The following is an 18,592-nucleotide window of genomic DNA, read 5'->3' as shown; positions in this document are numbered from 1 at the left end:
TAGTAACGCTACAAATCAACAGATTCCATTTCGGTTTCCGCTGTTAATTGAGGAGAAATCCCGCACGCAGATTCCGTTCCGCCTCTCTGAGATTGACCGTTCGTCTAGCGGAAAGTAGACTACGCTCATGAACGAAGTGGCGCTAGTCTCCGGCAGCGAAACACTAACCGGTCGAAAATTAATAGAAAAATTGCTTGCAAGAGGCTCGCAAGTCATCGCGCCAGTTGCGGGAACAGCAACGAAGGCAAACGAAACCAGTAGAGATAATCTGTGCGTGTTAACCTGGAATCGTTCATCTTGGTTCTCCACCAAGGCAGTTGTTCGAGAGGCTCTGCGTCGATACGGACGAATCGATTCCGGCTGGATTCTGCACCAGGCCCCTCCTCTTTTTCGGAATTTCTCTGAAGTTGGAAGCAATGATATCGAGACAGTATTAGAGCAATCCATAAAGGGAAGCATTGCCTTGGTGCGGGAACTTTTGCCGCTATTGGAAGGTTCCGGCGGATTCCTTGGGATGGTTCTTCCTCATCAAAGTGGCACATTGCCGGGCCCGCTCGATTCGCTGGCTCACGGCGCATTTACAGGTTTTTCCACCTCGTTGATACGAGAAGTCAAACTCGATTTATGGGCCTGTGCCTTCATAAGCAAATCCACAAACGCTGACGATTTCGCCACTAAAATCATTGAACTCGGAAGCAGCAAGCCAATGAAACTGAAAGGACGCTGGTACAAATATGCCGATAACCGCCGATTCTTCGGCGGTTCGTCCATACTAGATACTCCTGATTGAAGGAATAAAGCATGAAAACTCCTTATCAATACCTTTTGGGAATCTCATTCGGTATCGGTGCCGGTCTCCTTTTAAAACCAAGTGATTCATTAGTGGATGCTTTGCAATCCATTGTGGATATGTGCCTGCACATCGGCCGCTACATTGTGTTCCCGCTCATCTTTTTCTCACTTCCAGTTGCTGTAACAAAACTCAGACGCATAAGGAAGTTTGGTCAAGTTTTCCGTTATTCGATTTACTACGCAATTATCACATCGCTCTTGCTAACCCTTTTGGGGACGTTTATTGCGTGGGTGTTCGATTTCGGCCGACTATCGATTATCCAGGGCACAGCTCCAGATATCATCACCTATAATCTGAAGGAAATTTTGCACGAGATATTTAACCAGAACAGTTTTCGGATATTTGTCGGCAATCCCTCGTCTCTTCTACCCCTGGTTGTTCCAGCATTCATTCTGGGTTGGTACATGTACTACGACAGGATGATCGCGGAGCCCACATTCAATCTTTTTGACTCGATCGCCCGTTTGCTCTATAAAATCAATAGGCATCTGATGATACTGATGCCGGTAATGCTGGCTCTTTTCGTGGCTGCCACGCTTATAAAATCCAAACAAATCATGGATTTCACAAGTTTTCTGCCGCTACTTGCCACTATTTTCGCAATTTGTATTCTCTTAGTCGGCGTAATATGCCCCCTTGTCATGCGAGCGATACTGGGACGAGGCTACTCATGGAAGGTGATGGCGGGTTTGGCAGGGGCCTTGCTTAGCTGTTTTGTTTCAGGTTCTCCGATGTTCAACTACGGCAATCTCACATTGCACCTCAAGAATAATCTCCATATCCCTCGACACAACGCCGCGTTCATCGCGCCTCTGTATCTGATGTTCGCCCGCGCCGGCACCGCGATGCTTTCCGCAATATGTATGTTGACAGTGATTCGATCTTACTCAAGCTTGGGAATCACACACTTCCAAGTCGCATGGGTTGCCCTGTTTTCTTTTCTAATTTCGTTCGCGCTCCCGGCAAATCCCAATTGGGGAATTGTGGCGGCACTCACCCTGCTCTGCTCGCTCTACGGTCGAGGACTTGACGAAGGCTGGCTGATACTGGCCCCAATTTTCCCCTTGCTAGCCATGTTGGGCTCTGTTCTGGATTCGGCCATTGGAGCCATTATGCTTGTTCTGATTAACCGTCGCTGCGAAAAAGACATGCTGAACCCCAATTCCATAATTGGAGTAAATTTCTAGTCGGGTAGGGGTCGAACTCTCCTCAAGATAAGCTAAGGCTCTAAATCAATTCCGAACCTCAACTAAATTCCTTTCAGCTGAAATCTAAGTGCGCCAGTAAGTGCGATTTGCATCCCATGAGCAAGCTGTGCCCCAGACCACAGATTGGAAATGGGAAGCATACAATTGATGCCAAAGACAAAGTCCATATCCTCTAAGGGAACCGCCATCCAGGAATTGATTCCCAGGTGGATGAACTGAGCTTTTCCATAGTAGGCTCTCCAGAATTCACTTGATTTGGCAGTGCTATTCTTCGCTCTCCCTGCTGGGATTCTTATGTGAACAGAGGGCCCTCCCTGAAAGCCGATATCAAATTTCTTAATCTTAAAAACATAACCAAAATGTAATTCACTAATGAAGCCAAATATCTTCATATGTCCCGCTCGTTCCTGGCTGCTCGAACGGGCAACACCCTTGTGAATTTCTTCCGGAACCCAGGTTAACCATGCGCCGGGGCGAAAATATACACCGTCAGGTGCTTCATCAAAATCGATGTTCACAGCTACGCCTGGGCTGAGCAGCACAATAGAGGGCTGTTTCCCTCCGGGTGAGGAATCAAGCTTTGCGTTAAACCGCCAGGCAAAAGCCATACCGGCATCAATGGACTTCACTTCAAATCCATGCGCCGCGCTTGCAAGCAGCATTATAATCAAAACTATCGATAGTTTTTTGTTCATTGTGACAATATAGCTGCTATCCTGGTTTCCATCAAAACGTCACCGCACAAAATCACCATGACGTCTATCCAGTATCCACGCGCTGACACTATCCACCACCTCATTAAAAACCATTTCCACCCTTTCCCCGCTAGCTCGAAATTTTATTTCAGCCATGCCCGCAGATACTGAATGCGGTCCAAGAATCACCTGAATTGGGTAGCCTATTAAATCCGCATCCTTAAACTTGAATCCCGCTCGTTCATTGCGATCATCGAGTACAACCTCGATACCCGCCTCTCCAAGCTCCTTGTACATACTTTCGGCTGTTTCCAGCAAGAAGCTATTGCTTAGTTGCAAGGGAAGAATCACTACCTCCCATGGAGCTAGCGAAACCGGCCAGATTATTCCGAATTCATCATGACTCTGTTCGACAGTGGCAGCTAAAGTTCTGCCAACTCCAATGCCATAGCAGCCCATTAGAGCAGGCTGTAAATCGCCATTCTTATCAAGAAATGTACATTTCATGAGTTTCGAATACTTATCCCCTAAGTAAAAAACTTGGCCAACCTCAACTCCACGGGCTTCCTCCAATTTACCCTTGCGGCATTTGGGGCACAAATCACCCGCGACGGCAAAGGTTACATCGGCTAAGTTATCCACCTCAAAATCGCGTCCAAAGTTGACATTCAAATTATGCTTGTCATCACTATTTGCTCCACAAACCCAGTTGCTCCCCGCCTGAACCGAATAATCCGCCAAGAGCTGAATTCCATCGGGAAGCCCCAACGGCCCAACATACCCAGGCTGAGTGCCCACACTTTCCTCCACTATCGAATTAGAGGCTAATCGCAATTCCCTTGCTTCTACAGCAGTTCGCAATTTGATTTCGTTTACTTTGCGATCCCCGGGAATAAGCACCGCAATCAGTCTATTATCAGTTTCATAAATCAGGCACTTCAAAAAACACTTCGGGGGAACTCCAAGAAAGGAAGAGACTTCTTCAATAGATTTCTGCCCCGGTGTCGCAACTGCTTCCAGGGGCTTGAAATCCTCCACAACCACAGATGGTTTGTGTGTCTCCGCCTTCTCGATATTTGCGGCATATTCACAATAATCACAGATTAGGAGGATATCTTCTCCCGAGCTCGCCAAAACCTGAAATTCATGGCTCAAATCACCACCGATCTCTCCTGTGTTCGCATCCACCACTCGGATTCTAACCCCGCATCGGGAAAAAATTGCGGTATAAGCCTCATACATGCGTTGATACGACACCTTCGCGCTTTTCTCATCAGCATCGAAGCTATAAGCGTCTTTCATTATAAATTCCCGGCCACGCATCAAACCAAAGCGGGGGCGAAATTCGTCTCGAAATTTCCCCTGTATCTGATATAGACATATGGGCAGTTGCTTCCACGAACGCAAATTGCGCCTTACTACATCAGTAATCACCTCCTCGTGGGTTGGTCCCATACAGTAATCATTACCCTTCCTGTCCTTGAAACGAAGTAAAAGATCGCCATATAGGTTCCAGCGATCAGTTTCTTGCCAAAGATTTGCGGGGATAACTGCCGGCATCAGAATTTCTTCATACCCACGGGCATCGAGTTCTTCCCTGATAATTTTCTCAATCTTCCTGATACTGCGCAATGCCAAGGGAAGATAACTATAAATCCCACTGGAAAGCTGCTGAATCATCCCAGCGCGAAACATGAGTCTGTGGCTGGAAATCTGAGCATCCTTAGGAATTTCCTTGGAAGTACGGGAAAACACCCTAGCTAATCGCATTGATTCTCTCCGAGAAGTTGCCAAAAATGTGCCTATCTGAGCAGGAGCGTTTCCACCATGTAGCTAATCGAAGAATCTTCATCCTCCTTTGCTACGGCTAGAACCAGCGAACGCCCATCGGAGGAACACCAAATTCTATCTATTCGATATGAAACTACACCGGGACGCATATAACCCTTCTGACCCACCCTGTATTCTGCAATCGCTCCATTCGAATCAGTGGTTGTCAATTCGATATAAAACGATGCCCCCCGGGAGGTCTCTCCATTTCCCATATGCAGTGTTACAACAAATTCAAGACCTCGTTCAAAATCTCTGAAACGAAGAGCAGGCGTTCCGGCCATCTCGTCCTTTTCCCCTCTCAAAGTTTCATCGTCATTATTTCTCGTATATAGCAGCCGCCCCTGTCTTAGATGGTATACTCCATAGCGTTCTTTCAAACCACGCGAAGCACCGAGCAGCTCATAAAGAGCACCCCTGGAATTCTGATTCGGGTTTACTTTCCAGCTGCCTTTCTTCCATCCCTCCGGCACGAATTCGTTCTTCGGGACTTCAACAACACCTATTTCGGCGTAGGCCTGACCTGTGTCATTTTGCAACATGTGCTGCCCGAACATGAAGTACCTCGCATCCTCGCTGAAGCCCAAATTCTCCAAGATCGCCAGTTCGCCAGCCATAACAAACGGAATACTCAATGTGAACAGCAGAATTGCAAACACTGCTTTCATTATGGAACCTCGCCTTTTTAATCGTCACAATTCAGCGTCGTTATAAATTTTTTTGCCTTCAGTACTTTTTGCCTCACAATCCCATAGCTTAAGCGTTGCTGTTTATGTCATCTTAACTTCCGATGACACTGAACTTGCGGCGAAATTTGTTTAATATACTTCTTATTCCTTCACTCATTGTAACCTTAGCCGCCGGCTTAGCACTTATAGCCTGGTATAGAAGCCAGTTATTCTGGGACTATGAAATTCCCAAGCTAACGGCTCTATGGTGGTCGATATGGCGAGTCGCGACGCCATCAAGTCTTCCCTGGGCTTTACATGGCATCGCGTTTTTATCCATTTTTTCCCTATTTTGCGAATTAGTGCTGCGTCGTCGCTTCGGACACAGCCCTTCTCCGGAAATGTTTTTTATGCGCTTCTTCATACTAACCTTGCCTTTTCAAGCCCCACGCATACTTCTATCGCTGGTATCAGTTGGTTCCCTGGAGCTTTCATGGAGTTTAACTGCAACAAGACTCGCATGGTTTGCCCGTTTTTTCGGCATTTTATCACTCCTCAACATAAGTGTTTTCTTTGGGGACATATCTCTGCGACATTCTGGGCTGGTTTTGGGTATGGAATTCCTAATCGCAATCTTCATCGCCGCAACAATGCCATTTGACATTACCCAACCCCTAGGCAATCTCCTAATTCGTTCGGGAATAGAAACTGCTCTCGCTCTAGTCATAGTTTCAATGGAACTTCTGATAGTCCTGGGACTACTTGGAACGGCAATAATGCAAGGTAATCCTTATTACTATTTGCTTTCGGGGGCCCTTTTACTTGTTGTAGCTGGTATGGATTTGACTTTCTTCCTTTCAAAACCTCTACTGATTCCGGGTGCTGTTCTCTTAGTCGCAGGTGTGTTCTTCTCCGCCTGGACGGTGCAAAAAATTTACCAATGGCTATAGTTCCCATCGCTAATCCCGGCATAACCGTTGCGTACAGCTAGCTCAGAATTTTCTACATCACCAGGATGAGCGCTAGGCCTGTACCAAGCGGTATGATGAGATTGTCCACATCTTGCACCGGTATTATTTCCAAACCAGTCGCCACGGTAGCCGAGATAAGTGCAAGACGCAGATTTTCCAACACGATATACGTGCTCACAAAAACGCCCATGAAGCAAAAAAAAGACTCCAATAATATCTTTTGCCCAGTATTGATATGCTTTTTGAAAGGCATTGCAAAGCTGGCAATCCCATCGCCAAAGGCCAGAGCATATATCCCAATAGTCGCGGCAGGCTCCGGATAGTAGAGAAGTGCAGCTAGAGTTCCCATACCCAGTGTTACGGGTCCCCAGACAAACCCGCATTCTGTTGGTCTGGATGCTATCTCAGTCACCAACGAAATAATCCCATCGCTTACACCACGAATTCGGGCGCTCTCATTTACAGTGTAAATAATTATCCCCAATGAAACTATTGCAACGGTTAAATGAAAATTCCATTTAGCCAGAGTGGGTACAATCACAATCGTTAAATGAATGCCCTTTCTTATAAGCTCTTTCGCAAAGGCTTGTTGTGGGATTACATGCCTTTTCAAATTCATCCTGGTTCATTTTAGATCCAAGCAAGCCCAAATGGTATCAAATTTTTCATAAAAAACGAAAAGGTTGCTCTTGTCGCTTCCCAATAACAGGGATTTTCTCTTACCGTGCAACGGTTTTCGATCATAAAGCTGTTTTTTCAAAGGCCCTTGCTATAGTATGATTGTTATGATGTTGAGTTTTCTCCTGTTCCGGCATGTGCTGGAGGCGGCTGAAAATTTGACAACTATGGGAAGGAAATACCATGAAAAGAAAACTAGAGCGCACTTTGTGGATATCAGTTATCACAGTTTCTCTATTGATTACAGCAGCCTTGCTGCTATCTCCAGTGGCATCCGCGCAAACAGATGGGCGCCGAAGAGATAAAGACTACATCAGAAACCTGGAAGCAGCCCTTCATATAATCCAAAACAACTATGTTGATGAAGTGGATCCCGACATTCTGTTCAACGGGGCTATGCAGGGAATGCTTTCCGAACTCAACGATCCTTATTCTCTGTATCTTGACGCAGAGACTTTGGTACAGATTGATGATACAACTAAGGGGAAATATGGTGGTGTTGGCCTCTATATAAGTAAAGATCGCTTCGATGAAGAAAACCCAAACGGGCGTCGTCCTTATGTGAAGGTGGTGGCCCCCATCGAAGATACTCCTGGATGGAGGGCTGGAATAAATGCCGGTGACTATATTTTTGCTATCGAAGGAGAATCAGCCGAGGGTTTTACAACTCAAGATGTTTCCAAACGCCTCCGTGGTGAACCGGGCAGCAAAGTGGTTGTAACATTGTTTCGAGATGACAGTTTTACCTTCGATGTCACCTTGACAAGAGCCGAAATAGAAATACCTACCGTGAAGACTACCTTAATCGATGAGAATATCGGTTATTTGAGAATTATCGAATTCACACCTTTTACAGAATCTCGAGTTAAGGAAAAACTTACTGAATTCACTTCGGAGGGTGTTGATAAGCTTATCATCGATGTGCGAAGCAATCCCGGCGGATTGCTTGCTTCTGTAGTGGACGTTGCCGATTTGTTCTTCTCAGGTGGTGTAATTGTGAGTACAAGATACCGGCAGACCCATTTGAATAAAACCCACAGAGCTAACGAGGACAAGGTTGTTCCATCAAACACTGAGATGGTGGTTTTGATAGATAGAGGATCGGCATCGGCCTCGGAAATTCTGACGGGTGCACTGAAAGATAGGGACCGAGCCATCATTATCGGTGAGAAGTCTTTTGGTAAGGGATCTATTCAGCAAATCGTCCCTTTAGACGACTTTGCGATTAAATTCACCACTGGCAGGTATTATACACCCAACGGTATCAACATCGATAAAATGGGTATAATCCCAGATATTGTCGTTACTGAACCAGAACTTAGTGAGACACAACTCGAGGCTTACGCCAAAATATTGCAGGAGAATCGAATTGCTTCATTTATCGATGAACATCCATCTCCAAGTGTGAGGCAGATTAATACCTTTATCAGCGATATGCGTTCTGAAGGCCTGGATCCTGGTGAAAGAATTTTGAGGCTAATGATTAAAAGAGAAGGCGAGAGACGGTTGAATGTCCCACCGGTGGTTGATTTGGAGTTTGATTCAGTTCTAATTCGAGCGATAGATTCCCTGAACAACAATCAATAGACTGCAGGCTTGCGTGATTTTTCATAAGCATGGCGCAGCCATCTTCTCCATGAACAGAGATTCGGAACAAACGAGCAAGAAGATTTGCCATCCTGGAAGGAAAACTGACTATAATGGTTAGTCTTGAGGCAATCTTTCAAACTCTGGACGTGCCGGGAAATTATGGTGTTTGCCAATTATCATATTACGCGTGGAAACAAGTCGAGGTTGACAATGGGGAGAAAGCAAATGGCAGCCGGTGTGATTAGGATTCGAATCCTGGGTATTCCGGTAGATGTAATCGACGAAGCATCATTGTCTGATGCTATCGAGAGTCTGTATGCGCTAGAAGATCATCGACAGATTATTTTGCTGAGCTTTTACGATTTGATGCGGGCAAAGTTTATGCGTTATCATAGACAGGCGATTGCACAGGCCGCTTACGTAATCCCTGTTTCATCATTAATAACCTGGGCAGCCGGTTTTCTGAAATTGACTCGTCCTCCTCTTCGTCGTCCATATCCTTTTATTATCAAGCTCCTTTGGATACTTGAAAAAAAGAATAAATCGGTGTATCTGCTGGGTTCCACCATGGAAGGTGTCCTGAAGGCAGAGTTTGCCCTGAAGACGACGTTCCCGGGGCTTAGAATTGTCGGGCGACATGCTGCCCGTTTCCCCTCGAGCATTGAAAATGACATTCTTGAGGCGATAAAGAAATCCTCACCCACATTGCTGCTGGCTGGGAGCAATCTCAAGGGGAAGCACCTGTGGCTGGCACGACGGAGAGGTTATTTTTCACCGGGCTTGAGTATTTGGGAGAGTTCTTGCTTTGGTGTTTTTTCGGGTAGACACTCCAAGCCCAATTATAGCCTTGGGGCACGTTTTGTGAAGTCATTTTTCGGAACTCTGGTTCAACCATGGCGCATCATATTGAGATTTCTTCTGTGTATGCTGTTTTTTTTATTGGTGCTAATCAATAAGTTTGTCAAGAAATAATGATTTGTTATTGCACCAGTGGGCTGGCTTAGTGTTCAATTTTCATTTGTTTTTTGCTTCAGCAAACTCACGTTTTACAGGGCAAATACTTGCAATATGCTCAATTCTTGGCTTTGTTTTTCTTATTGATATCCTATGCATCCTGATGCTCTCCTTACTTCTGGGCTTATGGACTACCATGGCTGTTTTATCGTTGATTACCGGCGCAGGTGTCCTTTTGTCTTATGCTTTGGTGCAATCACGGATTGAAGCAGTAATGAATTCGGCGGCTCAAGGTCTATTCGATGAAGAAGCGTTTTCGCGTTATTTCTGTGCTCTTATCGCTTCAGTATTCTTCATTGTGCCGGGCATCATCAACACTCTGCTTGGAATCACTTTGATTATGCGCTTTTCAAGCATCAAAATGGGCGCAAAACTTGCTCGTTTCATGGGAATAAGCTGGCAAGCCGCATATGAATACCTACGCTTGAACTAACTTCACATATCGGACTTGCTTTTTTTTGCGCTACTTCCAGCCCTGCTAAAAAACCAACTATCAAACTACCTCCCCGATAAGTGCGATACCTGGACGCCATATTACTTTATTCAAAAACTCTGTAGTCCACCATTTCCAATTCTGCAACCTGATCTTCGGTATTTATTCCCATCACCCTTGCAGCAACTAGCATTCGGTTACCAGGCACAATGTGTCCGGGGCTTTCCTGTGCAATTCCTGTAAAAGCCTCCTGATCCCCTCTAACTTGAACGCGACAGGTATATGCACGAACTTCGGAAGTCCCAATCCACTCTCCTCCGATTAGTGTTATCCATAAAATGGTTTCCTCATTAGTTTCTTCTACTGTTATATCACGCAACAGACCCTCAATTATTATCACACGGCCATCGTTTACAACTTCGCGAACAACTTCGGCACTGGAAAGGGAAGATAAATCGATATTGAAATCAACAGTTTTTTCGAAAGTCTGCCCCCAGCCCAGCACTGGAACTATTGCGAGAATGTTTATTATTAACGTTTTCATAGGAAATCCCCGATACAATAATACACCTTTATCTTTTCGAACTCAACTCGCAGAAAAGATAGTCAGGTTAGTTTTTTGCTGTGAGAAAACACGCGTGGGAAAACTGAGTTTGACAAAAAAACTGATATCTCATACAATACATGGAAAACTCCGTGAGATGCGGGATGCATATGCCTAATAATGATGAAATAGTAAGCGGGTTTGATATAGAAACTGACGATAGCTTGAAGATTCGCTTGCAAAGAATAGATTCTGTCAAGGGTTGTCTTGTCCTCTATATGGCTGGATACATTGATACTTACAATTCAAATCTATTTCAGAAACGTGTAATGAAGGCCATTGATTCGGGTTATAAGAAGCTTATTTTCCATTGTGGCAACCTCACATATGTATCAAGTACAGGGATAGGATCCTTCACTCACTTCCTGAAGACTGTGAAACCACGAGATGGAGAATTGGTGCTTCTGGAGATTCAACCGAAAGTCTACGAAGTTTTTCAGCTTCTGGGTTTCAGTCAGTTTTTCAACATCAAGGATAATCTGGATGATGCTGTCTCATTTTTTGGCTCTAAGAGCGTCTTGGAAGTGGGCAACGTATTTCCGAAGATATTTCGCTGTCCCATTTGCTCAAAAAAATTGAAAGCCGTCAGGGCCGGTCGCTTCCGTTGCAGCGAGTGTAAGACAGTCCTGGCAATCGATAACTCAGCTCAAGTCTTTTTGGGATAACTATTCACCATCGTTCACGCGGGTTATGTGCGCTCCTATTGCACTTAGACGTTCGCAGAGATTTTCGTATCCTCTTTCTATTTGGTATACATTCCTGATGATGCTTGTCCCATCTGCAGCCAGCGCAGCGATAAGCATAGCCATTCCCGCTCGGACATCTGGCGACGTAAGTTCAGCAGCCCGAAGTTGACTGGGTCCCGTAACAACGGCCCTGTGCGGATCGCATAGGATAATTCCAGCCCCCATGGCAATTAGTTTATCCACAAAAAACATTCGCGACTCGAACATTTTCTCGTGTATCAAAACCGTTCCATCAACCTGGGTGGCAACCACAGTCACTATACTCGAAAGATCTGGTGGAAATCCTGGCCAGGGCGCATCATCAATCTGGGGAATCATTCCTCCCATATCCCGAACAACTTTCATATCCTGTTCGGCAGGAATATGAATACTATTACCAACAACATCCCAGTTAATCCCCAGCTTTCCAAAGGCAATCCTGCACATCTTCATGTGTTCCGGGTCGGCATCGTCAATGATCAGACTCCCCCCCGTTGCGGCTGCCAGGCCGATGAAAGAACCAACCTCCATGAAGTCAGCGCCAATTCGAAATTCACATCCGCCAAGAGAAGATACACCCTGTATGCGCAGAACATTCGATCCAATACCTTCTATTTTTCCCCCCATACCATTCAAGAGGTGACATAAATCTTGAACATGAGGTTCACTTGCCGCATTCCTTATAATTGTCTCCCCGCGGGCTTTTACCGCGGCCATAAGAACGTTTTCGGTGGCCGTAACCGAGGCCTCATCAAGAAACAAATTGCAGCCTACCAGTTTGTTTGCGCTAATCACATATTCACTATTTATCTCTACAGAAGCTCCAAGATCTTTCAATGCAAGAAAGTGTGTATCTAATCTGCGTCGCCCGATAACATCTCCCCCGGGCGGTGGCATAGTCACTTTTCCCAGGCGACTTAACATAGGCCCCGCAAATAGTATTGCGGCCCGCACTTTTATCGCTACCTTTTTCGGTATTTTTCTGTTTTTTACCTCCGCACAGCATACTTCCCATGCATTCTTATCTTTCTTCTCAACTTTGGCACCGAGCAATCTAAGAATTTCCAACATCACTTGAACATCCTCAATGTCCGGTATATTGGTTAATGTAACAATTCCATCTGTCAGTAACGTTGCGGCGAGACAAGGCAAAGCAGCATTTTTGTTGCCGCTTGCTCTAAGGCGACCGTATACGGGAAAACCACCCTTAATTACATATTGAGGCATGGCTTGTAGGCTATATTCGAGAAAGTTTTCCGGTCAATAGCAAAATGGGAAATATAGCATATAGCAAATATCTCGATTATTTCGTTATTATACTTCCCATGCAAATAATGAAGTTCGGTGGGAGTTCTGTCGCCAACGCTGATAGAATTAGAAATGTTGCTAATATTGTTATATCAAAATCCAAACTGGAAGAGGATAAGCCAGTTGTAGTCGTATCGGCTATGAAAGGTGTTACGGATGCGCTCATACGTGCTGCAAGCACTGCAGGAAAAGGGGATTCATCGTACAAGAGTATTCTTAAGGATATGATGAGAATACACTATGAAGCCGCCGATACTCTGTTCTCCCAAAAAACGATTCATTCTGAAATATGTGGCTCGTTGAATCCGCTATTTAAAGAACTCGAAGATGTGCTTCGAGGTGTTTTTTTGATTAAAGAATGCTCACCTCGCACCAACGATCTGATTTCGGGCTTTGGTGAGCGGTTGAGTTGTCTGATTATCGCCGCTTATATTTCATCTGATCATGCCAGAGCTGAGATGGTGGATGCACGAACCATTATCAGAACCGACAATAGATATGGGCGGGCTACCGTGGATTTTGAAACTACGGCCCAGCTTGTACGCAAGCGATTGAAGAAAAACAATATAATACGTGTTGTTACCGGGTTTATATCTTCCACGGCTAATGGAATTGCTACCACTCTTGGAAGAAACGGCAGCGATTATACCGCAAGTCTGCTTGGAGCTGCATTAAATGCCTCTTCTGTGGAAATATGGACTGATGTAGACGGTGTTTTCACCGCCGATCCACGAATTGTCTCAACGGCCTGGGTAATAGAAGAAATCAGTTTCCAGGAGGCCATGGAGATGTCCTTCTTTGGGGCTGAAGTAATTCATCCATATACTTTGTTACCGGTAATTGAAAAGAAAATACCAGTTTACATAAAAAACACTCTCAACCCATCCGCTCCCGGCACGCGAATAGCAAAAAATGTCTCCCGCAAAAATCAACCGATTACGGGAATAGCCTCAATCGACAATGTTTCCATGATTACCATTGAAGGTGGCGATATGATAGGTATGCCCGGCATCATTAATCAAATTTTTTCTTCAATATCCAACTCAGGTGCAAATATTATTATGATTTCTCAAGCTTCGTCAGAGCACAGTGTATGCCTGATACTCCGATATGAGGATGCTCACAAAGCTCTAAAAAATTTGAAAAAAGATTTGAGTGATGCTATCTCCTCTCGTATTATCCGCAGTGTAAAAATAACCGATGCACTGGAAATAATAGCCATTATTGGTGACAATATGCGCGGGCAAATTGGTATTTGCGGCAAGCTTTTCAACTCGCTTGGCAAGGCAGATGTCAATATACTGGCTATTGCCCAGGGATCAACGGAGCTAAACATTTCCATTGTTATCTCTAACAAAGATGAAATCGACGCAATACTCGCCATTCACAAGGCTTTTCTGGAATGAGATTTGTAAGCACACTTTCGCCCGAAAAACCTGTCAGTTTCACTGAGGCAATACTTACGGGTCTAGCACCAGACGGAGCGCTCTATTACCCGGAATATATGCCGAATCTGAGCGATTTCTTCTGGAATTTGCCGGGTGAAATTCCATTTAACGAACTAGCATCGAATTTCACATCGGCTCTGCTTAGTCCCGAAATCGATCCTGTAATCGCAGGGAAAATTGTCCAAGACGCTTTTAACTTCCGTCCCGTACTCAAAAAACTTAGTGATGATATTTCCATATTAGAGCTTTTTCATGGCCCGAGCTTGGCATTCAAAGATTTCGGTGCTTCCTTTTTGGCTTCCGCAATGAACCTTCTACTTGGGAAACAGGAGCGTCGCGCTATCATCCTAACGGCAACGAGCGGGGATACCGGTGGTGCGGTTGCTCATGCCTTTCATAAAAAGGCCAACATTGATGTTGTTATTCTCTATCCATCAGGACGAATAAGCCCTTTCCAGGAGAAGCAACTTACAACAACTGGCGGAAATGTATTTGCTCTCGAAGTACGCGGTGAGTTCGACGATTGTCAAAGATTGGCTAAGGCGGCTTTTAACAACCCCAAGCTTAAAAAGCTTCCTCTCACTTCGGCTAATTCCATCAATATTGGACGTTTATTCCCACAATCCTTTTATTATATTTGGGCATGGATTCAAATGAGGGACAAGGGTGATCCAACTTTTGTGGTACCAAGCGGCAATTTCGGCAATTTGACTGCGGGTTTATATGCGGAGGCCTGGGGCTTGCCAACTGGGGGGTTCGTCGCTGCCACGAATGCCAACGACGTTGTCCCGGAATTCCTGCTAACCGGAAAATATCGACCAAAACCATCAGTACCCACCTATTCAAACGCTATGGATGTGGGTTCACCAAGTAATTATGAACGTTTGGAAAAACTCTTTTCCGGAAATATCGACATTTTTCGACAACATATCAAAGCCTGGTCTATCGATGACGAGACGGTACTGAAAACAATATCCAAAGTATATCAAAATCACGGATATCTTTGCTGCCCACATACCGCTGTCGGATGGAAGGCCGCCGAGTTATTCAAAGAACAATACCCAAACTCACAGGTTTTAGTATTGTCAACTGCTCATCCCGCAAAATTTCTTGACACCGTCAAAAGGGCTACTGGGATTGTTCCGAATCTCCCGAAATCATCCGCTGATATAATGCAGAGAAAAAAAATTGCTCACTGTATTAATGCTTGTGACGAGGATTTAGCAGAATGGCTTATACAAAATTTCAACTAACTTCATAACATTTCCTCTTTAAGAGGGTGACTTGCGCTTGGCATTTTTAGCTACTATACGAACTCTCTTATAGAGTCCGGTTCCCTCACTCCGAGTAATTACATCCTCTCTATTGTTAATCGCTGTATGGATAAGCCTCCTTTCAAAGGGATTTAGAGGTTCAAGCAACTTACTTGTTCCATTTTTTGCGGTCTCATCTGCAACACGATGAGCCATGCGAATTAATGATTTTTCCCTGCGCTCCCTATACCCTTCAACATCCAGAATGATACGCCATGGATTATCTTCTCCAACAATTTTTCCTAAATAAGCATTCGCAAGCAACTGGAGAGAATCGAGATTCTTACCTCTTTTGCCGATTAGGATACCCGACTGCGGCGAGTTGATTTCAAAAACCAATTTCCCGGCATCCTGTTGTCCCAATTTCATTTTCCCAGCATATCCCATGTGCTTTATTATACCTTCAACAAAATCGGCAATGTCCTCAAGTTGTTTTTCCGTCGGTAAAACCTTGTTCTTACCGGCCTTCTCACCCTGCCCTGGTTTTTTGTTTTCATAAGCTGCCCCTGCCTTGTCTTTGCCGAACCTGGAGGAACTATTCCCATATCCCATTGGATCCGGAATCGTTGAGAGTTTTCGCACACTTATCCGAACTTTCCCTTTCCCAAAAAATCCACCTGCCTTTTCCAAAACTTCCACGTCAAAGCTTTCGCTCCCAAGCTCAGCGGCTGCCTTTGCAACAGCTTCTTGTTCCGTGCGACCTTCGAATTCCATCGCCATTATATTTTGTCCCCCGCTGTTTTCCTTTTTTTAACATAATTTGTAATCAGCTGTTGCCCCATTGTTATAAAATTCATCATTGTCCAATAAAGCAGCAACCCCGACGGCATGTTGTACAGTACAAAAAAAAGGAAAATCGGCATGCCGATGGTTAATACTTTCTGCTGAGAGCCCGATTGCCCGCCAATAGAGCCTCCTTGAGTAACCTTGGTAGTCAACAACTGTCCAACCAGATAAAGAATGGGCAGAAGTCTGATTGCATCATAGTACGCTCTGAAAAATGTAACACCCTTCTGAAATTGGACAATGGCTTCGGGAGCCGAAAGATCATCAATCCATCCTGGAATAAAACTGGCTCCCCTTAGTGGAAAATAATTATTCAGTAATCCATAAAGGGCTATGAAAATCGGGATTTGTAATACCATTGGCAAACACCCACCCATGGGGTTTACCCCCTCTTGCTTATACATTTCGGCAGTTTTAGCATTCAGTTTCTGAGGATTATCTTTATACTTTTCTTTTAATATGGCCAATTTGGGTTGGAGAGCTTGTAGTTTACTAGTGGACTTATAGCTTTTATGGGTTAAGGGGAGAAGTAACATCTTAATCAGTATCGTTAAGAGTATAATCGCTACGCCGTAATTGGGTATGATAGCATGAAACAATTCCAGCATCCATTTGAGTATTGTTTCCAGCCAAGACAGAAGCACTCTATTTTTAGGCGCATTCTGCAATGCCATTCCGGAAATTTTGAATGCATTGTCCTCCGCTGAGTTATAGCGATTCAAATTTTTCTTATCCAGGGGCCCTATGTAAAACCGGTACGTGTCTTCGATGACACTTTGTCTTCTCGCGGGCTTGGAAATTTGAAGGAGTGACGCCTCGGGTTGCCCTTCCACCGGGTTATTATTCCAAGTAATGGTGGAAGTTCCAGATCCGGGATCAACAATCACCGCAAAATATTTTCCTACAACTCCCACCCATTTAACGGTATCACTAATCTGAATCAGCCTGCTCTTATCCTTATTGCCAAACAGTTTATTACCATCCCTGTAGATTCTCCTTTTAAACTTACCGCTTTTGGGGTCCGGCCCCCATGCAACGTTATTCCGAATTTCATAGTTCCCGTCAATTCTCTCGAAGGTGGGTCCTATTTGAGGACCATAAGTGAGTGTATACGCACTTCTATCTCCATCTAACAGTGGTACCGCTTTCCCATCCAAGGTTTCCAGTGCAATTATGAGTTCAATAATGTACTCCCCTGGAATTAAACGATAGGTTTTCGTCAATTTAAATTGCTGCTCATTTTTGACAAAGTCTTGAGTAAACTGGTGGTTTATTTCTTTCCCCTTCTGTATGCGTTTGTGGAGAAAGGGGCTGTCAATGAATTTTGAGTCATGGTTTCCAAATGAAACATTGAAAGTTCCAACTTCACTGTCCCCATCCAGAACCATCGAAACGGGTTGTCCCTTATCTCTTTCCTTTATGAGTTCAATATCAAGCGCAACGCCACCTGCCGTGGAAAAAACAATTCTGAATAAATCAGTTTCTTCGACGATTGTTTCAATGGAATATTCTTGCTCGATAACCGACACTTCTGAATTGGATGCCTCGAGAGATTCTTCGTCCAGCTGCTCTTCCTGGATAAGAGTCTCTGTTTCGATGACTTCCGAACCTGAGGTTGGTTCAACTGTTTTTTCGGACTTGTCCCTGTTCATATATGATAGTCCTCCTATAATAAGAATGGACGATAGGACAATGGCCAAAATTGTATTTCTTTCCATCATTTCCTCCGAAAAAATCCTTAAGGTACTGGATCAAATCCTCCAGGCATACCCGGATGGCATCGGATAATCCGGCGAAACGCCAGCAGAAGCCCTCTAAACAGGCCATGTTTTTTCAGTGCCTCGATTAGATAGCTAGAACATGTCGGGTAGTATCGACAATTTGATAACAGTAGCGGTGATACGGCAATTTGATAAAGCTTGACAATCCAAATAAGCGGCAAGCTAAGCAACCCGGGTTTTCTCATTTAGCGATATCCGCTTTGCGGATTAACTCTATAAAATGTTTTTTTCGCTCAGTGTAGTTATATCCCCCGCTGTATGATATAACGATGATGTCGTATCCAACATTCATTTCACACTTCAATTCCCTATATATTTCCTTCAGTATTCTCTTTGTATAATTACGTTTAACTGCCGAACCCATCTTTTTGATTGGGATTGCGGCAAACCTGTTTATTTCCAAGTTGTTATGGCATGCAAGGAGTCTGGCTTCCCTGCAACGAAACATTCTCTCTGGATTTTTTAAAACATGATATATATCCGACCCACCTCTTAACCTTTCTTCCCTAGTAAGGCTTTTTCTCATCGGCTACCGAAAGTTTCTTCCTACCCTTTAAGCGGCGACGTGAAAGTACGGCTCGTCCACTTGCACTTTTCATACGTGCTCGAAATCCAAATTTTCGATTTCTCTTGGTTTTACTCGGTTGATAAGTTCTTTTCATTTTGATGCTCTGATAAAATTTTGGT

Annotated in this window: 20 protein-coding genes; 9 read left to right on the top strand and 11 right to left on the bottom strand. The window is 44.5% G+C overall.

The features are described 5' to 3' along the window. Nucleotides 1–127 precede the first annotated feature (127 nt). Both S1OALGB6SA_RS03030 and S1OALGB6SA_RS03025 read left to right on the top strand, forming a co-directional pair. The gene (locus S1OALGB6SA_RS03030) at nt 128–790 is read left to right on the top strand and encodes a Rossmann-fold NAD(P)-binding domain-containing protein (protein ID WP_037562471.1); all 663 of its coding nucleotides are present in this window, start codon (nt 128–130) and stop codon (nt 788–790) included. Nucleotides 791–801: 11 nt separating this feature from the next. Further along, nucleotides 802–2,040: a cation:dicarboxylate symporter family transporter gene (locus tag S1OALGB6SA_RS03025; protein WP_037562470.1), complete on the top strand. Its 1,239-nt coding sequence runs from the start codon at nt 802–804 to the stop codon at nt 2,038–2,040. Nucleotides 2,041–2,102: 62 nt separating this feature from the next. Here the strand turns inward: S1OALGB6SA_RS03025 and S1OALGB6SA_RS03020 are convergent, their stop codons facing one another. The 3 genes from S1OALGB6SA_RS03020 to S1OALGB6SA_RS03010 are packed head-to-tail and all read right to left on the bottom strand — an operon-like array spanning nt 2,103 to nt 5,254. Further along, nucleotides 2,103–2,756, bottom strand: coding sequence for a hypothetical protein (locus S1OALGB6SA_RS03020; RefSeq protein ID WP_124032513.1), 654 nt, complete (start codon nt 2,754–2,756; stop codon nt 2,103–2,105). Between the two features lie 39 nt (nt 2,757–2,795). Further along, nucleotides 2,796–4,526, bottom strand: coding sequence for a proline--tRNA ligase (locus S1OALGB6SA_RS03015; RefSeq protein WP_037562468.1), 1,731 nt, complete (start codon nt 4,524–4,526; stop codon nt 2,796–2,798). Between the two features lie 32 nt (nt 4,527–4,558). Further along, nucleotides 4,559–5,254, bottom strand: coding sequence for a DUF2259 domain-containing protein (locus S1OALGB6SA_RS03010; RefSeq protein WP_037562466.1), 696 nt, complete (start codon nt 5,252–5,254; stop codon nt 4,559–4,561). Nucleotides 5,255–5,400: 146 nt separating this feature from the next. Here S1OALGB6SA_RS03010 and S1OALGB6SA_RS03005 point away from each other — a divergent pair, with 146 nt between their 5' ends. Beyond that, a complete protein-coding gene (locus S1OALGB6SA_RS03005) occupies nt 5,401–6,204 on the top strand; it encodes a hypothetical protein (protein WP_124032512.1) in 804 nt (267 codons plus the stop codon). Nucleotides 6,205–6,256: 52 nt separating this feature from the next. Here S1OALGB6SA_RS03005 and S1OALGB6SA_RS03000 read toward each other — a convergent pair whose 3' ends face one another. Next, the gene (locus S1OALGB6SA_RS03000; RefSeq protein ID WP_052080071.1) at nt 6,257–6,844 is read right to left on the bottom strand and encodes a diacylglycerol/polyprenol kinase family protein; all 588 of its coding nucleotides are present in this window, start codon (nt 6,842–6,844) and stop codon (nt 6,257–6,259) included. Between the two features lie 242 nt (nt 6,845–7,086). Between S1OALGB6SA_RS03000 and S1OALGB6SA_RS02995 the strand changes: the two genes are divergently transcribed. The 3 genes from S1OALGB6SA_RS02995 (at nt 7,087) to S1OALGB6SA_RS02985 (ending at nt 9,940) form a co-directional block, all read left to right on the top strand. Then, nucleotides 7,087–8,490: a S41 family peptidase gene (locus S1OALGB6SA_RS02995; RefSeq protein WP_052080070.1), complete on the top strand. Its 1,404-nt coding sequence runs from the start codon at nt 7,087–7,089 to the stop codon at nt 8,488–8,490. A 228-nt stretch (nt 8,491–8,718) separates the two neighbouring features. Beyond that, complete coding sequence (locus tag S1OALGB6SA_RS02990) at nt 8,719–9,465, top strand: WecB/TagA/CpsF family glycosyltransferase (RefSeq protein ID WP_230204385.1); 747 nt, start codon at nt 8,719–8,721, stop codon at nt 9,463–9,465. Between the two features lie 31 nt (nt 9,466–9,496). Next, nucleotides 9,497–9,940 (top strand): FxsA family protein, encoded by a 444-nt coding sequence (locus S1OALGB6SA_RS02985; protein ID WP_124032511.1) that lies wholly within the window; start codon nt 9,497–9,499, stop codon nt 9,938–9,940. A 106-nt stretch (nt 9,941–10,046) separates the two neighbouring features. On the opposite strand, the gene S1OALGB6SA_RS02980 is transcribed toward S1OALGB6SA_RS02985, so the two are convergent. Beyond that, nucleotides 10,047–10,484 (bottom strand): hypothetical protein, encoded by a 438-nt coding sequence (locus tag S1OALGB6SA_RS02980; RefSeq protein ID WP_037562460.1) that lies wholly within the window; start codon nt 10,482–10,484, stop codon nt 10,047–10,049. Between the two features lie 170 nt (nt 10,485–10,654). On the opposite strand from S1OALGB6SA_RS02980, the gene S1OALGB6SA_RS02975 reads away from it, so the two are divergent. Beyond that, nucleotides 10,655–11,209 (top strand): STAS domain-containing protein, encoded by a 555-nt coding sequence (locus tag S1OALGB6SA_RS02975; protein WP_037562473.1) that lies wholly within the window; start codon nt 10,655–10,657, stop codon nt 11,207–11,209. Here S1OALGB6SA_RS02975 and murA read toward each other — a convergent pair whose 3' ends face one another. Continuing rightward, the gene (murA, locus tag S1OALGB6SA_RS02970; protein WP_037562459.1) at nt 11,210–12,496 is read right to left on the bottom strand and encodes a UDP-N-acetylglucosamine 1-carboxyvinyltransferase; all 1,287 of its coding nucleotides are present in this window, start codon (nt 12,494–12,496) and stop codon (nt 11,210–11,212) included. Between the two features lie 44 nt (nt 12,497–12,540). On the opposite strand from murA, the gene S1OALGB6SA_RS02965 reads away from it, so the two are divergent. Both S1OALGB6SA_RS02965 and thrC read left to right on the top strand, forming a co-directional pair. Beyond that, on the top strand, nt 12,541–13,983 hold the full coding sequence (locus tag S1OALGB6SA_RS02965; RefSeq protein ID WP_230204384.1) for an aspartate kinase: 1,443 nt from the start codon (nt 12,541–12,543) through the stop codon (nt 13,981–13,983). After that, nucleotides 13,980–15,278: a threonine synthase gene (gene thrC / locus S1OALGB6SA_RS02960; RefSeq protein ID WP_124032510.1), complete on the top strand. Its 1,299-nt coding sequence runs from the start codon at nt 13,980–13,982 to the stop codon at nt 15,276–15,278. The genes S1OALGB6SA_RS02965 and thrC overlap by 4 nt, the downstream gene beginning before the upstream one ends. 18 nt (nt 15,279–15,296) lie before the next feature. Here the strand turns inward: thrC and jag are convergent, their stop codons facing one another. The 5 genes from jag to rpmH are packed head-to-tail and all read right to left on the bottom strand — an operon-like array spanning nt 15,297 to nt 18,567. Beyond that, complete coding sequence (gene jag, locus S1OALGB6SA_RS02955; RefSeq protein ID WP_037562457.1) at nt 15,297–16,058, bottom strand: RNA-binding cell elongation regulator Jag/EloR; 762 nt, start codon at nt 16,056–16,058, stop codon at nt 15,297–15,299. Then, a complete protein-coding gene (gene yidC, locus S1OALGB6SA_RS02950; protein ID WP_124032509.1) occupies nt 16,058–17,845 on the bottom strand; it encodes a membrane protein insertase YidC in 1,788 nt (595 codons plus the stop codon). Before yidC ends, jag begins: the two co-directional genes overlap by 1 nt. A 17-nt stretch (nt 17,846–17,862) precedes the next feature. Further along, nucleotides 17,863–18,090, bottom strand: a complete 228-nt coding sequence (yidD, locus tag S1OALGB6SA_RS02945) for a membrane protein insertion efficiency factor YidD (RefSeq protein ID WP_077067623.1) — start codon at nt 18,088–18,090, stop codon at nt 17,863–17,865. Further along, nucleotides 18,087–18,431: a ribonuclease P protein component gene (gene rnpA / locus S1OALGB6SA_RS02940; protein WP_052080232.1), complete on the bottom strand. Its 345-nt coding sequence runs from the start codon at nt 18,429–18,431 to the stop codon at nt 18,087–18,089. The genes yidD and rnpA overlap by 4 nt, the downstream gene beginning before the upstream one ends. Next, nucleotides 18,412–18,567, bottom strand: a complete 156-nt coding sequence (rpmH, locus tag S1OALGB6SA_RS02935; protein WP_077067622.1) for a 50S ribosomal protein L34 — start codon at nt 18,565–18,567, stop codon at nt 18,412–18,414. The genes rnpA and rpmH overlap by 20 nt, the downstream gene beginning before the upstream one ends. Between the last annotated feature and the right edge of the window lie 25 nt (nt 18,568–18,592).

It is taken from the genome of Olavius algarvensis spirochete endosymbiont, from assembly GCA_900608495.1.
Classification (GTDB): Bacteria; Spirochaetota; Spirochaetia; order DSM-2461; family DSM-2461; genus UBA2779.
The sequence above is the reverse complement of the archived record's forward strand: the minus strand, read 5'-3'. Positions and strand labels throughout refer to the sequence as shown.

What these genes read in the sequence shown, in the direction of transcription:
- S1OALGB6SA_RS03030 (WP_037562471.1), top strand. Translation starts at nt 128, where the DNA reads ATGAACGAAGTGGCGCTAGTCTCCGGCAGCGAAACACTAACCGGTCGA.
- S1OALGB6SA_RS03025 (WP_037562470.1), top strand. Translation starts at nt 802, where the DNA reads ATGAAAACTCCTTATCAATACCTTTTGGGAATCTCATTCGGTATCGGT.
- S1OALGB6SA_RS03020 (WP_124032513.1), bottom strand. Translation starts at nt 2,756, where the DNA reads ATGAACAAAAAACTATCGATAGTTTTGATTATAATGCTGCTTGCAAGC.
- S1OALGB6SA_RS03015 (WP_037562468.1), bottom strand. Translation starts at nt 4,526, where the DNA reads ATGCGATTAGCTAGGGTGTTTTCCCGTACTTCCAAGGAAATTCCTAAG.
- S1OALGB6SA_RS03010 (WP_037562466.1), bottom strand. Translation starts at nt 5,254, where the DNA reads ATGAAAGCAGTGTTTGCAATTCTGCTGTTCACATTGAGTATTCCGTTT.
- S1OALGB6SA_RS03000 (WP_052080071.1), bottom strand. Translation starts at nt 6,844, where the DNA reads ATGAATTTGAAAAGGCATGTAATCCCACAACAAGCCTTTGCGAAAGAG.
- S1OALGB6SA_RS02995 (WP_052080070.1), top strand. Translation starts at nt 7,087, where the DNA reads ATGAAAAGAAAACTAGAGCGCACTTTGTGGATATCAGTTATCACAGTT.
- S1OALGB6SA_RS02990 (WP_230204385.1), top strand. Translation starts at nt 8,719, where the DNA reads ATGGCAGCCGGTGTGATTAGGATTCGAATCCTGGGTATTCCGGTAGAT.
- S1OALGB6SA_RS02980 (WP_037562460.1), bottom strand. Translation starts at nt 10,484, where the DNA reads ATGAAAACGTTAATAATAAACATTCTCGCAATAGTTCCAGTGCTGGGC.
- S1OALGB6SA_RS02975 (WP_037562473.1), top strand. Translation starts at nt 10,655, where the DNA reads ATGCCTAATAATGATGAAATAGTAAGCGGGTTTGATATAGAAACTGAC.
- murA (WP_037562459.1), bottom strand. Translation starts at nt 12,496, where the DNA reads ATGCCTCAATATGTAATTAAGGGTGGTTTTCCCGTATACGGTCGCCTT.
- S1OALGB6SA_RS02965 (WP_230204384.1), top strand. Translation starts at nt 12,541, where the DNA reads ATGGGAAATATAGCATATAGCAAATATCTCGATTATTTCGTTATTATA.
- thrC (WP_124032510.1), top strand. Translation starts at nt 13,980, where the DNA reads ATGAGATTTGTAAGCACACTTTCGCCCGAAAAACCTGTCAGTTTCACT.
- jag (WP_037562457.1), bottom strand. Translation starts at nt 16,058, where the DNA reads ATGGCGATGGAATTCGAAGGTCGCACGGAACAAGAAGCTGTTGCAAAG.
- yidC (WP_124032509.1), bottom strand. Translation starts at nt 17,845, where the DNA reads ATGATGGAAAGAAATACAATTTTGGCCATTGTCCTATCGTCCATTCTT.
- yidD (WP_077067623.1), bottom strand. Translation starts at nt 18,090, where the DNA reads ATGAGAAAACCCGGGTTGCTTAGCTTGCCGCTTATTTGGATTGTCAAG.
- rnpA (WP_052080232.1), bottom strand. Translation starts at nt 18,431, where the DNA reads ATGAGAAAAAGCCTTACTAGGGAAGAAAGGTTAAGAGGTGGGTCGGAT.
- rpmH (WP_077067622.1), bottom strand. Translation starts at nt 18,567, where the DNA reads ATGAAAAGAACTTATCAACCGAGTAAAACCAAGAGAAATCGAAAATTT.